Here is an 18,256-nt window from a genome sequence, read left to right on the forward strand (position 1 = left end):
CGTCAACAATAACCACCGTGAATAATTAACAAGTTGCTAACTATGGTTTTCCCGTTATCCTTTAAAGACTTTAAGAGCTACAGCCTGCGCCTAGGCGTGCTAGCGCTGCCTATCTTGATCACTCAGTTTTGCCAAGCAGCACTTGGTGTGGTCGATGCCATTATGGCCGGCCAAGTTTCAGCACTCGACTTAGCTGCTGTGGCGGTTGGTTCTGGTATCTGGCTACCGCTGTTTTTATTAGCCACGGGTATTTTAATCGCTACCACACCCCTGATTGGGGAAGCGATAGGTCAGAACAAACACGACCAAGTACCACACATTACCCAGCAGTCGCTATGGACCGCAGGGGTTATTGGTATTATTGGTTTTATTATCGTTAATCTAGCGCCAAACGTACTGGGACTGATGGGCGTCCCTGAAAATATTCAGCCTATAGCGACTCAATACTTACATGGGGTGTCTTTTGGTTTCCCTGCTTTAGCAGTATATGCGGTGCTACGTAGTTACTGCGAGGCGCTCGGTCGCCCTGAACCGGTGACGATTATCAGTGTCATTGGATTATTAGCCGATATTCCACTTAACTACATTTTTATTCATGGTTTATACGGTATGCCTGAGATGGGTGGTGCGGGTTGCGGGGTGGCAACGGCGATGGTGTTATGGATAAATGTCTTACTATTGGCTGCTTACACCACCTTTACTAAGCGCCAGCAATTTGCCAGTACGCGATTTTTTTATAGCTTCACTAAACCCGACCGCGAGCAAATCACAAAATTACTTAAGCTGGGAATACCAATTGGTGTTTCTATCTTTTTTGAAGCCAGTTTATTTAGCTTAGGGGCATTAGTGATCAGTCCGTTAGGCGAATTGGCAACAGCGTCGCATCAAGTGGCACTGGCAGTGACTTCGCAGCTGTTTATGATACCCATCTCGGTAGCAATGGCCCTGACCATTATGGTGTCCAATCGTTTTGGCCAAAAGAATCTCCTCGCTGTGCGTCAGGTTCAAGCCACGGGGCTTATCTGGACCGTACTTATTGCTATAGTTTGTATGCTGGGGATTTGGCTGTTCAGACCTCAACTGGCAGCCGCTTTCACTGATAACCTAGAAGTACGCGCACAAGCCATGCACCTATTGATTTTTGCGCTTGCCTATCAATTATTTGATGGCTGGCAGGTCAATATTGCTGGTATATTACGTGGTATGCAAGACACTACCGTGCCAATGTGGGTGACGCTATTTTGCTATTGGATCGTCGCCTTACCGCTTGGTATTTACTTAGTGCGCTTTACGGATACTGGTGCACAAGGGTTTTGGATGGCGTTAATTACCGGCTTATTTTTATCTTCTATTCTACTCACGCTGCGTCTGCGTTATCAACAGAAACGCTTGAGAGCAATGTGGGCTTAGCTCAATTAACCATCCTTTATTACATAAACGGTGTTACTAAGCTATAGTGTGTGGATGTGCTGCCAAAGATTGTCTTCTAAATTTTGCCCTTCAGCATTTTTTAAATAGTTGTCTTATTTTTCTATTGGACTTTTCTATCGTAGCGTCTAGTAACCATTACTAGACGCTACCTAGCGACATAGACTATGATAAATGACTGGGTGTTTCTTACCGATGAATATGTTCACGTCAAAATATGTAAAATTTCCAGTTAACAACTGTACATTGATTGCTCATTGCGCTGAATATAGGTATCATTAGCAACTAATTAGACAATATTTTGTTACACTATTACTTGAATTCTAGTACAAGGCCTCATTAAAATTATGGATATTGAAAAAATACGCACCCTAATCGCCCTCATGGAAGAAAACGAACTGGTCAATCTAGAAGTCAGTTCAGACGATGAGCATATTAGTCTTACTCGTCATTACGATACCCCTGCCCCGACGATGATGGCTGCGCCTACTGCTGGCGGTGTGCCTGTCGCTACTGAAGCCAAAGAAAATGCAAAAGCGGGTAGCGTTGAGACCTCACCCATGGTGGGTGTATTTTATTCCGCGCCTAGCCCTAACGATCCTCCATTTGTAAAAATCGGACAAAAAGTACAAGCTGGTGATACGCTGGGTATCATCGAAGCGATGAAAATCATGAACCCGCTTGAAGCCACTCAAAGTGGTGTCGTTGACGAAATCTTAGTGGACAACTCTGAGGTCGTACAGTTTGGCCAGCCCGTCATACGCTATAAAGCTTAACGGTATCTGCCACACTTTACTTTGTTGTGATTGATTGTAAAAATTTAATCAATCAACGCCGCTTTGACAAGGATGACCCTATGATAAAAAAACTGCTCATCGCCAATCGAGGTGAAATTGCCCTACGCATCGTTCGAGCCTGTAAAGCACTTGGTATCGAAACCGTTGGTGTCTACTCTACCGCAGACGAAAATCTGATGCACTTGCGCTTCGTTGATGAAGCCATCTGTATCGGTAAGCCCAACGCCAATCAGAGCTATCTAAATATCAATACTATCTTAACCGCTGCCGAAATCTCTGGTGCGGATGCCATTCATCCCGGTTATGGCTTTTTAGCCGAAAATGCTGAATTCGCTGAGCGCGTTGAAGAAGCAGGGTTAACGTTCGTCGGTCCTAACGCGGATCATATTCGTTTAATGGGTAATAAAGTCTCCGCTATTAATGCCATGAAAAAAGCAGGCGTCCCCACCGTACCGGGTTCCGTTGGTGCAGTAAACCTACATAACGCTGAAGAACAAGCGCGCAATATCGGCTTTCCGCTGATAATTAAAGCCGCATCTGGTGGTGGTGGCCGCGGTATGCGCGTCGTCGAACGTTTCGAAGAAGTTATCGGCCAAGTACAAGCCGCTAAACAAGAAGCTGAGCTATGGTTTGGTGATGATACCGTTTATATGGAACGCTATTTACAGAACCCACGCCACGTTGAAGTTCAAGTACTGGGTGATGGTAATGGTAATGCTATTCATTTGTACGACCGTGACTGCTCACTACAGCGCCGCCATCAAAAGGTATTAGAGGAAGCGCCTGCCCCTGACATCCCTGATGATGTACGTCAACCGATCTTGGATGCTTGCGTCAAAGCTTGTGAGCTGGTTAAGTATCGCGGTGCAGGTACGTTTGAATTTTTATTTGAAAATAACGAATTTTTCTTTATTGAAATGAATACCCGCGTTCAGGTTGAGCATCCGGTTACCGAGATGATTACGGGTATTGATGTGGTAGTCGAGCAATTAAAAATTGCCGCAGGTTATGGACTGTCCTATCGTCAAAGCGAGATTGAAGTTCAAGGTCACGCTATTGAGTGTCGTATCAATGCGGAAGATGCAGTAACCTTTATGCCCTCACCAGGCACGGTGACACAATTATTTGCACCAAGTGGTTCCGGCGTTCGCTTTGACTCGCATCTCTACCCTGGTTATGAGATTCCCAGTTATTATGATTCCTTGATTGGTAAGCTTATTTGTCATGGTCAAACACGCCAACAAGCCATTGCCAAGACCATACATGCGCTGGATGAGCTAATCATTGAAGGTATAAAAACTAATATCCCACTGCATCGTGATGTGATTTTAGCCGATGAAAGTTTTGCCACTGAGGCACAAAATATTCATTATCTTGAAAAAGAGTTACTGACTGCTAATAAAGAAAAAGCGGCATCATGATCTGTATATTGTAATGATGCTCGGTGATTATCGATATCTATATCAAAAAAACCGCTATTAGCAACGATAGCGGTTTTTTAATGAGATTGGATAAGACAACCTTTGGTAGGCTAAGGTAAAACTCTATGAAAGTTCATATAGCACTTTTTACCATCAGGATCAGCACACCACTGCATTCTATTACCGTCATGATTTAAAAAGGCAATTAAAGCTTCATCGCTCTGATCAACCTGATTACCTGAACAGTCTTTTTCATTATTATCATAAATAGTTTTGATAGCGATGATTGGTAGTCCCTCTTCACGGTGGGTTACCAGATAACGTCCATAAGTCCATTCTTTGCCACTAACTGCCCACATCTCGTTATCTGCACCGAAGTTATATAACTCACGGCATTGGGTAGATTTCGCTGATGCGCTAATATTTTGACTGGCGTTGTTCTTAGTATTAGGTTTAATATTACTAGCTCCAATACTACTGGGTACGACATTAATAGTACGTCGTTCACTTTGATCCAGCACCCCATCCTTCTGGCCTGCAATGACTTTAGGCTCATTACTAGTGGTTGCTCGATCAGCAGATGGCCCTGTTCGCTTACTTATAGTATCAGTACTGTTTAAGTCTATCTCCCATTGTCCAGCGATGGCAGGGCTAATATGGGTAGTAATCGTCGGTTTGCTAATGACTTTACCATTTACTGGCAGTGACGCTAAAATAGCTGCTAATGAAAATGAAGCAATTGAGAGAGGTTCCATAGTTAACCTTTTTATTCATAATAATAAGTAATATGACCATTAGCGTAAGTCTTGGACACCAAAAACACAAGTAACATTATGCTATAAGTAGCTAAAAAAGAGTTAACACGTCAGTCAATGACGCAGCCATTATGTTCAATTGTCTTCCTACTCAAATTGACCTGATAGTCTCAATTAATAAAGACAGTTATTAAAAAAATTACTAAAGAAAAAGCTTCGAAAAACTTATTAAAAGCAGATATTAAAAAATAACGCCATGACTCTGATTTGCTTATAGCAAGAAGACATGGCGTTATGTTGGTTAAGTATGCTCAGTTAACTTTATCGAAATATTTGGACAGTTCATTAACTGGTTTGCTAATTAACGTCCTAATTAACTAGTTTTGTGTTAAGCAGCTGTTGTACTAGGCGCTTGAGCAAAGGCAGATAACGCTCCTTTTAACATCGCCGATACGGTGCTGCTACAGGTACCAATGCCCGAGTAAACCTCACCATCGACATTCAGCTGAATGTAAGCCGCTGCATTAGCATTGGTCTTATTATCGCTGTTAGTACCATCGTCGATACCGTTGCCATCACTATCAATATTGTTATGCTGCGGATTGATAGCATGCTCAGCATAGTTGATAACATGTAGCGACTTGCCGGTATGCTGTGCCAAGCCATCGATGAATGATGACAATGGACCGTTGCCTGTCCCATCGATAGTGATGGTCTCGCCATTCATCTGCACTTGGCCGTTAAAGTAAACCTCACCACCTTTATTATTGACACTATAATCTAACAGCTCAAAACTGCCTTGCTGTAAGTAGATATCTTCAAAAGTCTGCAATACTTCATCGTTTTGCAATTCGCGCGCGGCGGTTTCAGCTTGATGTTGTACGACGCGGCTAAAGTCAATTTGCATCCAACGCGGTAAGTTGAAGCCATAGTTGCGTTGAAGAATATAAGCGACGCCCCCTTTGCCTGACTGACTATTGATACGCACCACATCTTGATAGCTGCGACCAATATGCGCCGGATCGATGGGTAAATAAGCCACATCCCAAACGTTTTCGGTCTGCTCGACATTTTTCTCATTATAATCAAGAGATTTTTTAATAGCGTCTTGATGCGAGCCACTAAAGGCAGTAAAGACCAGCTCACCAACATAAGGATGGCGTGGGTGTAGCGGTAAATTATTACACTCGCTGACCACTTGTACGATTTCACTCATATTACTAAAATCTAGCTCAGGGTCGATACCTTGGCTAAACAAGTTCATCGCCATGACCATAATATCCATATTACCAGTACGCTCACCGTTACCAAGCAGCGTACCCTCAATACGATCTGCGCCAGCAAGCACACCAAGCTCCGCGGCAGCTACGGCACAGCCGCGATCATTATGAGTGTGCAAACTGACCATCACATGCTCTCGTTTGGCTAAGTTACGGCAAAAATACTCAACTTGATCGGCGAAGATATTGGGCATAGAGGCTTCAACCGTTGCGGGCAAGTTAAGAATCACTTCTTGACCATGCTGTGGCTGCCAGATATCACAAACCGCATCACAAACTTCTACCGCATATTCTGGTTCGGTTTGACTAAAGCTTTCAGGCGAATACTGAAATACCCATTCCGTTTCAGGATATTTGGCAGCATATTCAACCAACAACTTTGCACCAGTGATGGCAATTTCTTTAATCTCAGCTTTATCCTTCCCGTATACTTTTTCACGTTGGATGCGACAAGTTGAGTTATAGACGTGAACAATGGCGCGTTTTGCGCCTTTTAGTGATTCAAAGGTACGGGCAATCAAATGCTCACGGGCTTGAACCAATACTTGCAAGGTCACATCTTTAGGCACATGGTTTTCTTCAATTAATTTACGGGCAAAATCAAACTCGACTTGCGCTGCTGATGGAAAGCCAATCTCAATCTCTTTAAAGCCTACATCGACCAAAGTCTCAAAAAAACGCATTTTTTGTTCAATGGTCATCGGATCAATCAGAGCTTGGTTACCATCACGCAGATCCACACTGGCCCATATGGGTGATTTCTCAATCGTTTTGCTTGGCCATGTGCGATCTGGTAACGAGGGAGCAAAAGCAAAGGGACGATATTTACGAAAATCAAAAGCGGCCTGTTTTGGTGCTACTTTAACAGAGGCAGGTTTCGCAGTACGTGTGGCATTGTCAGACATAATCAATCCTTAGATGAAGTGGCAATTTATATTTTTAACAAGTTATATTTCTAACTAGCTGATAAATAAATCAGCGTTTATCATACGAGTTAACAGAAGTTAATATCATTATAATAACAAAGTTCGTAGAGTGAAAAGCAGCTTTATTTCATATATCTTGTTGTTATATTAGTGCTAAATACTCATATAATCGCTATAATTAGGTTAATTCACTAATTAATTGATACGTTATGCCAAATAGCCATTCTTATAGTCTATTACCGATTGATATCGATAAGACCGACAAGCACTTATTGCGTTTATTACAGTTAGAGGCACGCATGAGCATTACTGAGCTTGCTGACCGCGTTAATCTCTCTGCTACGCCCTGCGCGCGCCGGATTAAACGCTTAGAAGATACTGGCATTATCACCGGCTATCATACTCAAACCGACGCGCAAAAATTGGGCTATCCTTTATCGGTATTTATCGCTATCAGCATGGATCGCCATACCGCCGAACGCTTTGAGCAGTTTGAGCATAAAGTTCAAAGCTTCGATGAAGTGATCAGTTGTAGCATTGTTACTGGACGCACTGAAGATTACTTAATTAAAGTACGGGTGCGCGATATGGCACATTATGAGGAATTTTTATTACACAGGCTTAATCGTATCGAAGGGGTTGCTCAAGTACATACCAGCTTTGAGCTGCGAGAAGTATTTAACCGTAGCATAGTTTAGTTTTATTGTTGTTGAGCTTTTGAATAAATACAGATGCTTAAGATTATATAGTTAAAAATCAATGTTAGAACGTTTACTAAATACTGATCGTATATCCTATGCCGTCCGCTGTGGCTGGCGCCGAAAGAATAACAGTAGAACAATACCGATAAGCAGTCCAATACTAGCGACCAGCAATCCGGCATTAAAATTATCATTATCGCCTGCCAAAGCGACGGTCACTAACGGCCCAAGAAACTGCCCTAGCGCATAAGCTAAAGTCGCCAATCCTATTAGTAAATTAGAGTAATCTGGATTGATATTCTTAATAAGCGTAAGCGTCATTGAGACCATACCGACAAAGGTTAATCCCAAAATGACTGCGTTAGCATATAAGCCAATCGCCCCATCGAACCATAAGGGCAAAAACATCCCTAACGCTTGCAACAGTGTCAGGCCTATTAAGGTTTTAATCTCACCGATACGCTTAGCAAGTGCACCCCAAATTGGATTAGATATCATCGCAAAAATACCCACAACCAACCAAATCAGCAGTCCGGCATAGGTTTGCGTGGTTAATCGCTGCGCTGCCATTACCGGCAGAAAAGTCGCTGAGGTAATATAACCAAACCCTGCAAGCACGTAACTTGCTGACAATAATAAAATGGCCTTGGTGTGACCAATCGACGCCTCATATAACGATCTTTTGAAATTAATATAGGTTTGATGCACTGAGAAGCGCTGATCGTTATGGTTCGACTCTAAGCGCTCAGATGCCGTGTTAGGTATAGTAGGCGCAGCCAACGGACGTATAGCATAGAGCAGCCATATAACCGGTAAGCTACTGATACCTGCAACGAGCCAAATAATATCAAAATGATAGCCTAGCGTTAACAGCCACCACGTCAGTATAGCGGAGGCGCTAATACCGACCCCAATACCCGCGTAATGTAACGCTGACAGCACAGAGCGACGCTCGGCACTAAAGCGCTGAATGACCAATGATGAGCTCAAAATCATCGCCACCCCACTGGCTATACCTGACAGCAGACGAATGATATACCACCAGCTCAAAGACAAATTTGGCACAACCAACAGCATAGTAGTGACTATACTAATGCTGGTCCAAACTATCAGCATCTGCCATGTCAAACGATGCGGCACAAACATCGCAATGAGTGCACCAATAAAGTAGCCAATATAATTGACCGAAGCCAGCCATCCGGCAATGGTGGTCGATAGCGTCAGCTGAGTCATAATATCAGGCAGGGTGGCGGTAAATAAAAAGCGCCCATAGCCCATCACCACCGCCATGCAATATAGTCCTATCGCTGCGATGGCGGTTTCGTTGGTAATGCGGGGTATTATACGGTGGCGAGATTCAGTCATCATGACAGAGCCAATTTGCGGCGCTTGGCACACAATCCTTTGTGTTGAAATTCTTTAAAAATAGCAGGCAGTTAGTGAAGAAAATCTACGACGATCCAATAGATAACGTTGCTAAAGATTACGCTATTAGTGTTGTATCTGCTTGTCCTAACATCGCTACTCGTTTATCACTGAACATATCCATATCAGGCGCTAGCGTACGCATAAACCGATCAAAATATAGTAACTGTTTAGTCAATAAAGCAAAATCACGCGGAAAGTGTATACCATGACGCTTACCCACGTCGACAATCTCGAGCATCATCTTATTAAGATCATCCGCTTGCTCTTTAGTGTTGAACGGTATGCCGCTAGTAAACGCTTTATCTTCAGCCATAATAGACTGCATCATGCTTTGCAAATCCTTGGCCAAGGCAACCTCGTCTACTTGATTACGCATGTTGGTCATTTCCATATCAATCATATGGTGTGCCATCATCTGATAATCGTTATCTTGCAAAGCCTGCATCATACCCATACAAGCGCGCCAGCTTTCGGCTTTCAACTTACCCACGATACCAAAATCCAAAAAGCCAATCCGGCCGTCAGTTAATAGCATCAGATTACCCGCATGTAAGTCGGCATGGAAGCTATTGCACAACATCAAACTTGCAAACCACGTGTTTAAAGTATCTGCCATCACTTGTGCGGGGTCGTCACAATACTGGCGCATGGCAGACTCATCGACCATAGAAACCCCGTACAATCGACTCATGGTCAGTACGCGCCTAGTGGTCAGCTCATCATAGACTTCAGGACCAACAACTCGCGTGTTACCTGATACTGTTAAGAATTGCTGAAAATCGCGAATGTTTTGCGCCTCAGCGATAAAGTCTGTTTCTGCCAACATGCGCAGCCGAATCTCATCGATAATCGGCGCAATACTAGCAAATCTCATGGATGGCATCAGCAGCTCTAGCAGTTTAGTCACAGCATGCAATACGCCTAAATCGGTCTGCATGATGGTTTCCACACCGGGCTTTTGAACTTTTAATACCACTTCATCGCCATTATGTAGACGGGCGGTATGGACTTGCGCAATAGAAGCTGATGCTAGTGGTTTTTTCTCAATATGAGCGAATTTATCACTTAGCGTCTGGCCATCCATTGCCAGCTCAGCCATTAATACCCGCTCGATATAATCATATGACAAGGGGGTCGTTTGATCTAAAAAATCTTGAAATGCCTCAACATACTCACGTGGAAATAGCGACGGCGTACTGGCAATAAACTGGCCAATTTTTATATAAGTGGTACCCAGCTGCTCAAATGTTTCTTTTAGCAGCTTAGCATCAGGCTTCTCACCTTTTGCCACTCGTAACGCAGACAGCCCAGCAATACTGGCTGTTTGACGAACACGGTTAACAACATTAAAAGTATGTTTTAATAAATGAGGACGATGGATTTTCATAAAGGACAACTGTTATCAGTAAACAAAAAATAGTTAAAAATAATTAGAAAGCTAGACAGCACATATAGGACATTGCTTATCTTGCCGATAGCCCATTAGCCGCTGCTGCATCAGGCTACCGTCCCATATTAGCAGTTTATTTGTCAGTGGATTTTTGGTTAATCCTAAATATTGCAAAGCGGCGTTGGCTTGCAAGCTGCCCATGATAGCAGTGGTACTCGATAATACGCCTGAATTGGCGCAAGTACGCTCATCAAATTCTGTATCAGCATCAAGAGAACCAAACACACAGTAATAACAGCCTGTGTTTAACTGCGGTTCGAACAATGCCAATTGACCTTGCATCGCAATCGCTGAAGCAGACAGTAACGGGATTTGATAGCGTACACTGATACGATTAATGACATCGCGGGTCGCAAAATTATCGGTACAATCTAACAGTAAATCTGGCTTACCAGACGCCATGTCCAGTAGCTTATAAGCATTATCTTCGCTCAAACGAGCAACTGTACCACGGGCACCAATCAATGGATTAATTTGCTGTAACATATGGGCAGCAGTGAGTGCTTTTGGCTTGCCAATATCATCTGGTAGAAACAGCGTCTGCCGCTGCAAGTTACTGGCCTCAATCACATCATCATCAATCAGATGCACTTGCCCAAGCCCTGCACGTACTAGGGTCTCAGAAGCAGGACAACCCAGTCCGCCAGCACCAATCATCACCACACGGGCAGACTTTAGCCGTAACTGGGCATCAAGATCCCAGCCGTCGAGCAATACCTGCCGAGCGTAACGTAGGAGTTCGTCGTCTGTCAGTACTTCTATATCTGCTGGATGGGTCATATTGTTTACCAAAGCTTATTGAGAGCTTATTACTTTTAAGATTAGGACTTTGAAGATAGATACTTTGAAGCTTGTTTTAAAAGAGCTGCCCAAGGGTCACGCGCTCATTACCCCCAAAATCTTGCATGGTTTGTACAGCGTCAAAACCGTTATCCAAAAACAGCTGGCGTACAGCAGCCCCTTGGTCGAAGCCATGCTCAATCGCTAATAACCCGCCTGCTCGTAAATATGGTAATGACTGCTGAACTATGTGTTCAATATCAGCTAAGCCGTTATTGGCTGCACTTAAAGCGCTGATAGGTTCCGCCTGTAAGCGTTGCAAATGCTCATCCGACTCATCAATATAAGGTGGATTTGAAACGATCACATCAAATAATGACTCAAGATTGGTAGGTAATTCGTTATACCAGCTGCTTTGTACAAATTCAATATTGGTAATATTATTAACAGCTGCATTATGACGTGCGACTTCAAGCGCCTCTGCTGACACATCAACCGCGACAACCTGCCAGCTATTTTTTGCAACATTAGTTTTTGTATTACCAGTGCTACCTTGCGCTAGCTCATGCGCAATACTAATAGCGATACAGCCTGAACCGGTTCCTAAATCAAGTAAGCGTTTATTAGCTTTATTTTTAGGCTTTTCAATAGTAGTTTCAGTATTACCCTGCGCCTTTATCCAAAGCAGCACCTGTTCAACCAATATCTCAGTATCCGGTCTAGGTATTAAAGTATGCTCATTCACATTGAAATTAAGCGACCAGAATTCCTGATGACCGGTTAAATAAGCCAAAGGAATACCCTGCTGCATCTTGGTCACACCAGCATTGAATTGTTCAAACTCGCTATCCGTCAGCTGGTAATTCTCTTCCATAATAAGAAACGCAGATGGCTTAGCTAGCACATAAAGCAACCAATCCGTTATCCAAAACTTCGGAATACCCGCATCTGTAGCCGTGCTTACTACTTGCTGTTTTATTTGTAGTACTGTCATGTCTACTGCTTTGGGCGCTGTCATAAAAAACTCTTAATGGTTATCTGGGTCTTATCCGTTGTAATTCGCACGCTACTCTGTAGCACGTGGCGGCTCTTTAGTATTTGATAAATTAGGATTGGCTTTGGTTAACTCAACACCTTTATTGCCACCACTGTCATTATTGTCGTCATCACCATCACCATCACCATCACCATCACCATAGATATCATCGTTATCACCAATAACAATATGCTTATCAACATAGTAAATCAGCGCTAGAATTGGAATACCAATCAAAAAGGTAAACATAAAGAAGAACGGATAACTGGTACTGTCAACGATAGTACCCGAATATCCACCCACCACTTTTGGCAGTAGCGTCATGAGTGATGAAAATATTGAATACTGTACCGCCGTAAAGCGAATGGAGGTTAGCGCAGATAAAAAAGCAATAAATACCGCACTGGCCAGACCTGCCGCAAGGTTATCAAGAATCACAGCAAAATACATATATGGCAGACTACCTGGATGGTAAGTCAGTAGAATAAAGAGCAGATTAGTCACACAGGCTAGGATTGCCCCAACCATCATAGCCCGCATAATACGCATTTTTTGGGCCAATAACCCACCTAAAAATCCACCACCGATCGCCATGACGACCCCAACCAGTTTAACCGCATTGGCAATATCGACCTTAGTGAAATCCATATCTTGATAAAAGACATTGGAGATAACGCCAGCGACAATATCAGAGATACGGTAGAGGCCAATCAGCGCTAATAACAATAAGGCTTTCTTACCGTAACGACGGAAGAAATCAGCAATAGGCTCAACCCATGTCGTATTAGCAAACTCTTGCTCTACAAGATTGGCTTTTACTAAACCGTAGCCAACAGCTAAAGCCGATGCCAAACTCAATACCATACGTACAATTTCAGTTAAAAAACCCGAAAACACACCTTCTGTCTCAGGCAGTACTAGTCCCGCATTGGCAAACACCAATACAAACCCAATGACTGATATGGCAAATACCAGTACCAGACGGGTGTAGTCTGAAGTCTTACGCTCAACGACTACTTGTTGCCTGACAGGCTCATGAATGACTAAAGTGGTAATAACCCCAACGCCCATGACCCCTGCCATAATCCAGTAAGTATTACGCCACGCTTCATAACTATAAAAGCTCTCGGTAGAACCAAAATAATCGGCTAAATATAATGCGCCGGCACCCGCGACAATCATTCCTAATCGGTAGCCAGTGACATACATGGCAGACAATACTGCCTGTAAGCTAGGCGGTGCCAGCTCAATACGGTACGCATCAATAACAATATCTTGGGTCGCTGATGAAAATCCCAGTAGTACCGCACCGACTGCCATAAGGACCAAACTGCCTTCGTTGGCTGGGTTAACACTGGCCATTATACAAATCGCTGCAATAATCATCAGCTGCGCAACCAATATCCAGCTACGCCTGCGACCTAGTAGTTTGGTTAATATTGGCAATGGCACGGCATCAATAAGTGGTGCCCAAATAAATTTGAAGGCATAACCAAGCGCCGCCCAGCTGAACATCGTTACCACACTACGGTCAATACCTGCTTCACGCAGCCATAATGATAAACTCGAAAAAATCAATAAAATAGGAATGCCCGCGACAAAACCTAAGAACAGCATGATAATCGAACGCCGATCAAGATAAGCTTGTAAGCTCTCGCTCAATGACTTTTTAGCGACTGGAGGATTGGGTGGTACAGGTTGGACAGCAGACATAACGACTCACCAAAATTTTAGACAAAAAGTACCACAGCGAGCTATTTTTTATCCAAAAATTATACCGAACGGTCGTATGATATCGATACCATTTGGTCTAAAAGGGATAAAAAATTGCCTAGCCCTGCACAAAGAAAATGACATTTGCTGCAAAATTGAATTATGGTACTTGAGAACGCTTATCTTGACTAGACATTATGGTGATATTTTTGCACTAACTGGCTTATAGTGCGCTCCAACCCATTTTATATACCGTAGCCGTAACCCAATGTATCATAAACTTACCGAACTGTTAGGCTGTACCTATCTGCGCATTACAAGGCAAATCTATAACGTTTACTGTTATTAACACCTACTACTAGCAATAGACATAAGTCACTGTTTATTTTTATCAGATAAGCGACATTGTAGGACCAGCTAGAAACTAAAAACGCCGGATTAAAAGTATTTTTATAGAAGAATGACCTTATGTAGGAGAAATAATCACATTTATAATGTTGCTTACTCTTAATAAAAACACTTACCATAAAGCAAACCAATCATCATCTATATAGTGATTAATTATTCAAAACGCGTCATCCTTATTTAATAGTTTTTTAAATCACGAATAACACTGTATGCTGAGATCATAAACAGTAAAGTTAGCAACTACAGCACTGGCCCATGTTATCAACCCTTTATTGTCCTTACTTATATCATCAGCACTTAGGAGTTATACAATGTCCAACTCGACCCCCAAAGACTCGACTTTGAATACATCAAACGCTAACCAGCCAGCGTCAGATAGCGGGCGTTGCCCCGTTGATCATGATGGCAATCAATCTAACAACAGCAATACTACCTATAACCAAGGCGATGGTCACGGCCCTACGATGCATAGCGAAAACGTCGATGAGTCGCATACTCCGCAACGTCCTAGTATGGGCGGCTGTCCGGTCATGCATCAAGCACACACTACCACTGCATCTGCCGCAACGGATTGGTGGCCTAACGCCTTAAATCTAGATATTTTGCATCAGCAAGATAATAAGACCAATCCCATGGATCCTGATTTTGACTATGCGGCTGCCTTTAAACAATTAGACTTAGAAGCCGTTAAGCAAGATTTAAAAAATCTGATGACCGATTCGCAGGACTGGTGGCCAGCGGATTGGGGCCATTACGGCGGTCTGATGATTCGCATGGCATGGCATTCTGCTGGTACCTATCGTAGCGCCGATGGGCGTGGCGGTTCTAACACTGGCAATCAACGCTTTGCACCACTAAACAGTTGGCCAGATAACGTCAACTTGGATAAAGCCCGTCGTCTATTATGGCCAATGAAGAAGAAATACGGCAATAAACTGTCTTGGGCAGATTTAATGATTTTGGCTGGTAATATGGCCTACGAGTCAATGGGCTTTAAGACTTTAGGCTTCGCAGGCGGCCGCGCTGATATTTGGCATCCAGAAAAAGATATTTATTGGGGCTCTGAGCGTGAATGGTTAGCGGCAACCAACAACCGTTACTATGACGACCAAGAACGCACCTCGCTTGAGAATCCATTAGCCGCGGTACAAATGGGCTTAGTATATGTCAATCCTGAAGGTGTTGATGGTAATCCTGATCCCATAAAGACGGCACACGATATTCGTACGACCTTTGCACGCATGTCTATGAATGATGAAGAAACCGTAGCTTTAACCGCAGGTGGACACACTGTCGGTAAGTGCCATGGTAACGGTGATGCGAGCTTATTAGGAGATGAGCCTGAAGCCGCCAATGTCACTGAGCAAGGTTTAGGCTGGCGCAACCCTAATGGTAGCGGCAATGCCGGTGATACGGTCTCAAGTGGTATTGAAGGCGCATGGACCACCAACCCTACCCAATGGGATTATGAGTATTTTGAGATGCTGCTTAATCACAACTGGGAACTAACCAAAAGTCCAGCGGGTGCATGGCAATGGGAGCCTACCGATATTCGTGAGGAAGACAAGCCTTTAGATGCGCATGACCCAAGTATACGTCGCAATCCTATGATGACTGATGCCGATATGGCAATGATCAAAGATCCGGCTTATCGCGTGATTTCAGAAAACTTCCATAAAAATCCAGAATACTTTGATGAAGTATTTGCCAAAGCCTGGTTTAAGCTTACCCATCGCGACTTGGGACCCAAAGCACGTTATTTAGGTGCTGATGTACCGGCAGAAACTTTTGTATGGCAAGACCCGGTTGCAGAAGGCAATGCTGACTTAAGTACCGATGATATTGCTACGTTAAAAGCGCAAATCCTGGACAGTGGTCTCAGTCGTCGAGAAATGATTATTACTGCATGGGACAGCGCAAGTACCTTCCGTGCCTCTGACTATCGCGGCGGTGCCAACGGTGCCCGTATTCGCTTAGCCCCACAAAAAGACTGGGTCGGTAATGAGCCTGAGCAATTACAGCGTGTGCTTGAAACTTTGACACGTATTCAGACTGAGTTTGCTAAACCCGTTAGTATTGCTGATTTAATCGTACTGGCTGGTAACACTGCTATTGAGCAAGCTGCTGCTGATGCGGGCGTGGAGGCCAGTGTTCCCTTTAATCCAGGTCGCGGCGATGCAACAGATGAAATGACCGACGCTGAATCGTTTGACGATCTTGAGCCACGTCATGACGGCTATCGCAACTGGGTTAAAGACAGCTATACCGTATCACCTGAAGAGATGCTGCTTGACCGCACCCAATTGATGGGACTCAGCGCTCCTGAAATGGTGGTATTAGTCGGTGGTATGCGTGTTCTTGATACCAATCATAGTCACAGTCAAAATGGGGTCTTTACCGACCGCGCCGGCACACTCAGTAATGATTTCTTTGTTAATTTAACCGATATGGATCTCACTTGGCATCCCATTAAGGAAGAGAATAGCGAAAACGCTGGTCACAACCTATATGAAGTGCGCGAACGTGCAACCGGTAACGTTAAATGGCAGGCCACTCGTGTGGACTTGGTATTTGGTTCTAACTCTATTTTGCGTTCTTATGCAGAGTTATATGCACAAGATGATAACTTGGAAAAATTCGTCCATGACTTTATCAAAGCATGGGACAAAGTAATGAATGCTGATCGCTTTGGCTAATCTTTGGCTTAATTTTTACCCTTGTTGAGCAACAAACAAAACAGTCATCTTACAAAGATGGCTGTTTTTTATGGTTCGATATAAGTTCAAGGGCGTATTATGAACTACCGATACCCTTTGAATAATCGCTTTTATATTCCTAAATCGTATAAACAGATACCTATTTATTATATACAAGAATAATGACTTTGTTTTACACTGATTCCTTGCTTCATCTTTGTAGGCTTTGATTTTCTTACATACAGACAGTGACTATTTTTATATTTACGAGGAATTAGGTTATGGCAATTGACGTAGTGGTCAACCAGCGGCATTTACAAATTCAGCTGAAGCAGTTAGAAACTGTCTGGCATACGGTAGTGAATGGCTATAATCTAAGCCAAGCAGCAACGGTGTTGCATACCAGCCAATCAAGCTTATCGAAGCATATCGCTGCGCTTGAGAACCAGCTCAAGACTGAAGTGTTTATTCGTCAAGGCAAACGGCTAACCGGACTGACGACCATAGGCACCGCGCTCATGCCCCATATTGAATCTATATTCGCCGAAATCCGTACGATTGAGAATTTAAGCCTTGATTTTAATAATCCAAACACTGGTACGCTAACGATTGCCACCACGCATACGCAAGCGCGTTATGTGTTGCCGCAAGTAGTCAAAGAATTCAAAGAACGCTTTCCTAAGGTAAACTTAATTCTTCAGCAAGCTGATCCTGAGACTATCGCGCAGATGGTAATTCGTGGCCAAGCTGATATTGGCATTGCTACCGAGTCATTACTACATAATAATTATCTGCGTTGCCATCGTTATTATGACTGGACGCACCGCGTTATTGTACCGAGTGATCATGAGCTTGCTGGTCAAGAGACTATTGATTTGCCGACGCTTGCCAGCTACCCGCTAATCACTTATCACGGCGGCTTTACCGGACGCGGAACGATTGACAAGGCCTTTAGTGATGCGGGGCTTGAGCCTGATATCGTCTTAGCAGCACTAGATGCTGACGTGATTAGCACCTATGTGGGCTTAGGATTAGGCGTTGGTATTATCGCAGAGATGGCCTTTGAGCCCAGCCATTATCAGAATCTAACGGCTATTCCAGTCGATCATTTTGGCCGCTTTACCAGTTGGATGGCAGTACGGGACGATGCAGAGATTCGTCAATACGGCCGTGCCTTTATAGAACTGTGCCAGCAGCAATTTAATCGATAGCTATTTAATCGGTAGCAATAGTTTTAGCGCTTATCTATCAGTAATTTTTTACTTCTACGGCATCGTTATCTCTTTGTAACGGTGCCGTTTTTTCTTTATTTCTGCATACTCATGGTTTCCTGGTTGTGCACTATTTCCCAATAATTTTTTATTCCTGACTTCAACTATCCAAATCACTAACCATCAAAAACTACTTTTCCATTATTTGCTTATCAGCTCATTATTA

Annotated in this window: 13 protein-coding genes; 6 read left to right on the forward strand and 7 right to left on the reverse strand. The window is 43.4% G+C overall.

Annotated features, from left to right (window positions below; genetic code table 11):
* The first annotated feature begins 42 nt into the window (after positions 1-42).
* From U1P77_RS05440 to accC, 3 genes are all read left to right on the forward strand, one after another.
* Positions 43-1,410 (forward strand): MATE family efflux transporter, encoded by a 1,368-nt coding sequence (locus tag U1P77_RS05440; protein ID WP_321156353.1) that lies wholly within the window; start codon positions 43-45, stop codon positions 1,408-1,410.
* A 365-nt stretch (positions 1,411-1,775) separates the two neighbouring features.
* Positions 1,776-2,204 (forward strand): acetyl-CoA carboxylase biotin carboxyl carrier protein, encoded by a 429-nt coding sequence (gene accB, locus U1P77_RS05445; RefSeq protein WP_321156354.1) that lies wholly within the window; start codon positions 1,776-1,778, stop codon positions 2,202-2,204.
* 80 nt (positions 2,205-2,284) lie between these two features.
* Positions 2,285-3,646: an acetyl-CoA carboxylase biotin carboxylase subunit gene (gene accC, locus U1P77_RS05450; RefSeq protein ID WP_321156355.1), complete on the forward strand. Its 1,362-nt coding sequence runs from the start codon at positions 2,285-2,287 to the stop codon at positions 3,644-3,646.
* Positions 3,647-3,756: 110 nt separating this feature from the next.
* Here accC and U1P77_RS05455 read toward each other — a convergent pair whose 3' ends face one another.
* Positions 3,757-4,401, reverse strand: coding sequence for a hypothetical protein (locus U1P77_RS05455; protein WP_321156356.1), 645 nt, complete (start codon positions 4,399-4,401; stop codon positions 3,757-3,759).
* A 388-nt stretch (positions 4,402-4,789) separates the two neighbouring features.
* A complete protein-coding gene (leuA, locus tag U1P77_RS05460) occupies positions 4,790-6,586 on the reverse strand; it encodes a 2-isopropylmalate synthase (protein WP_321156357.1) in 1,797 nt (598 codons plus the stop codon).
* A gap of 230 nt (positions 6,587-6,816) precedes the next feature.
* Between leuA and U1P77_RS05465 the strand changes: the two genes are divergently transcribed.
* Positions 6,817-7,305: an Lrp/AsnC family transcriptional regulator gene (locus tag U1P77_RS05465; protein ID WP_321156358.1), complete on the forward strand. Its 489-nt coding sequence runs from the start codon at positions 6,817-6,819 to the stop codon at positions 7,303-7,305.
* 96 nt (positions 7,306-7,401) lie between these two features.
* Here the strand turns inward: U1P77_RS05465 and U1P77_RS05470 are convergent, their stop codons facing one another.
* From U1P77_RS05470 to U1P77_RS05490, 5 genes are all read right to left on the reverse strand, one after another.
* Positions 7,402-8,676 carry a YbfB/YjiJ family MFS transporter gene (locus tag U1P77_RS05470; protein ID WP_321156359.1) on the reverse strand — a complete coding sequence of 425 codons (1,275 nt, stop codon included), beginning with the start codon at positions 8,674-8,676 and terminating at the stop codon, positions 7,402-7,404.
* A gap of 115 nt (positions 8,677-8,791) precedes the next feature.
* Complete coding sequence (locus U1P77_RS05475) at positions 8,792-10,123, reverse strand: ABC1 kinase family protein (RefSeq protein ID WP_321156360.1); 1,332 nt, start codon at positions 10,121-10,123, stop codon at positions 8,792-8,794.
* Between the two features lie 51 nt (positions 10,124-10,174).
* On the reverse strand, positions 10,175-10,966 hold the full coding sequence (locus U1P77_RS05480) for a HesA/MoeB/ThiF family protein (RefSeq protein ID WP_321156361.1): 792 nt from the start codon (positions 10,964-10,966) through the stop codon (positions 10,175-10,177).
* Between the two features lie 76 nt (positions 10,967-11,042).
* Positions 11,043-11,984 carry a peptide chain release factor N(5)-glutamine methyltransferase gene (prmC, locus tag U1P77_RS05485; RefSeq protein WP_321156362.1) on the reverse strand — a complete coding sequence of 314 codons (942 nt, stop codon included), beginning with the start codon at positions 11,982-11,984 and terminating at the stop codon, positions 11,043-11,045.
* Between the two features lie 48 nt (positions 11,985-12,032).
* On the reverse strand, positions 12,033-13,715 hold the full coding sequence (locus U1P77_RS05490) for an AmpG family muropeptide MFS transporter (RefSeq protein ID WP_321156363.1): 1,683 nt from the start codon (positions 13,713-13,715) through the stop codon (positions 12,033-12,035).
* An 872-nt stretch (positions 13,716-14,587) separates the two neighbouring features.
* Between U1P77_RS05490 and katG the strand changes: the two genes are divergently transcribed.
* Both katG and U1P77_RS05500 read left to right on the forward strand, forming a co-directional pair.
* Positions 14,588-16,819 carry a catalase/peroxidase HPI gene (gene katG / locus U1P77_RS05495; RefSeq protein ID WP_414479069.1) on the forward strand — a complete coding sequence of 744 codons (2,232 nt, stop codon included), beginning with the start codon at positions 14,588-14,590 and terminating at the stop codon, positions 16,817-16,819.
* A 281-nt stretch (positions 16,820-17,100) separates the two neighbouring features.
* Positions 17,101-18,030, forward strand: coding sequence for a LysR substrate-binding domain-containing protein (locus tag U1P77_RS05500; protein ID WP_321156364.1), 930 nt, complete (start codon positions 17,101-17,103; stop codon positions 18,028-18,030).
* The last annotated feature ends 226 nt before the right edge of the window (positions 18,031-18,256 follow it).

It is taken from the genome of Psychrobacter sp. LV10R520-6, assembly GCF_900182925.1.
Taxonomy (GTDB): domain Bacteria; phylum Pseudomonadota; class Gammaproteobacteria; order Pseudomonadales; family Moraxellaceae; genus Psychrobacter.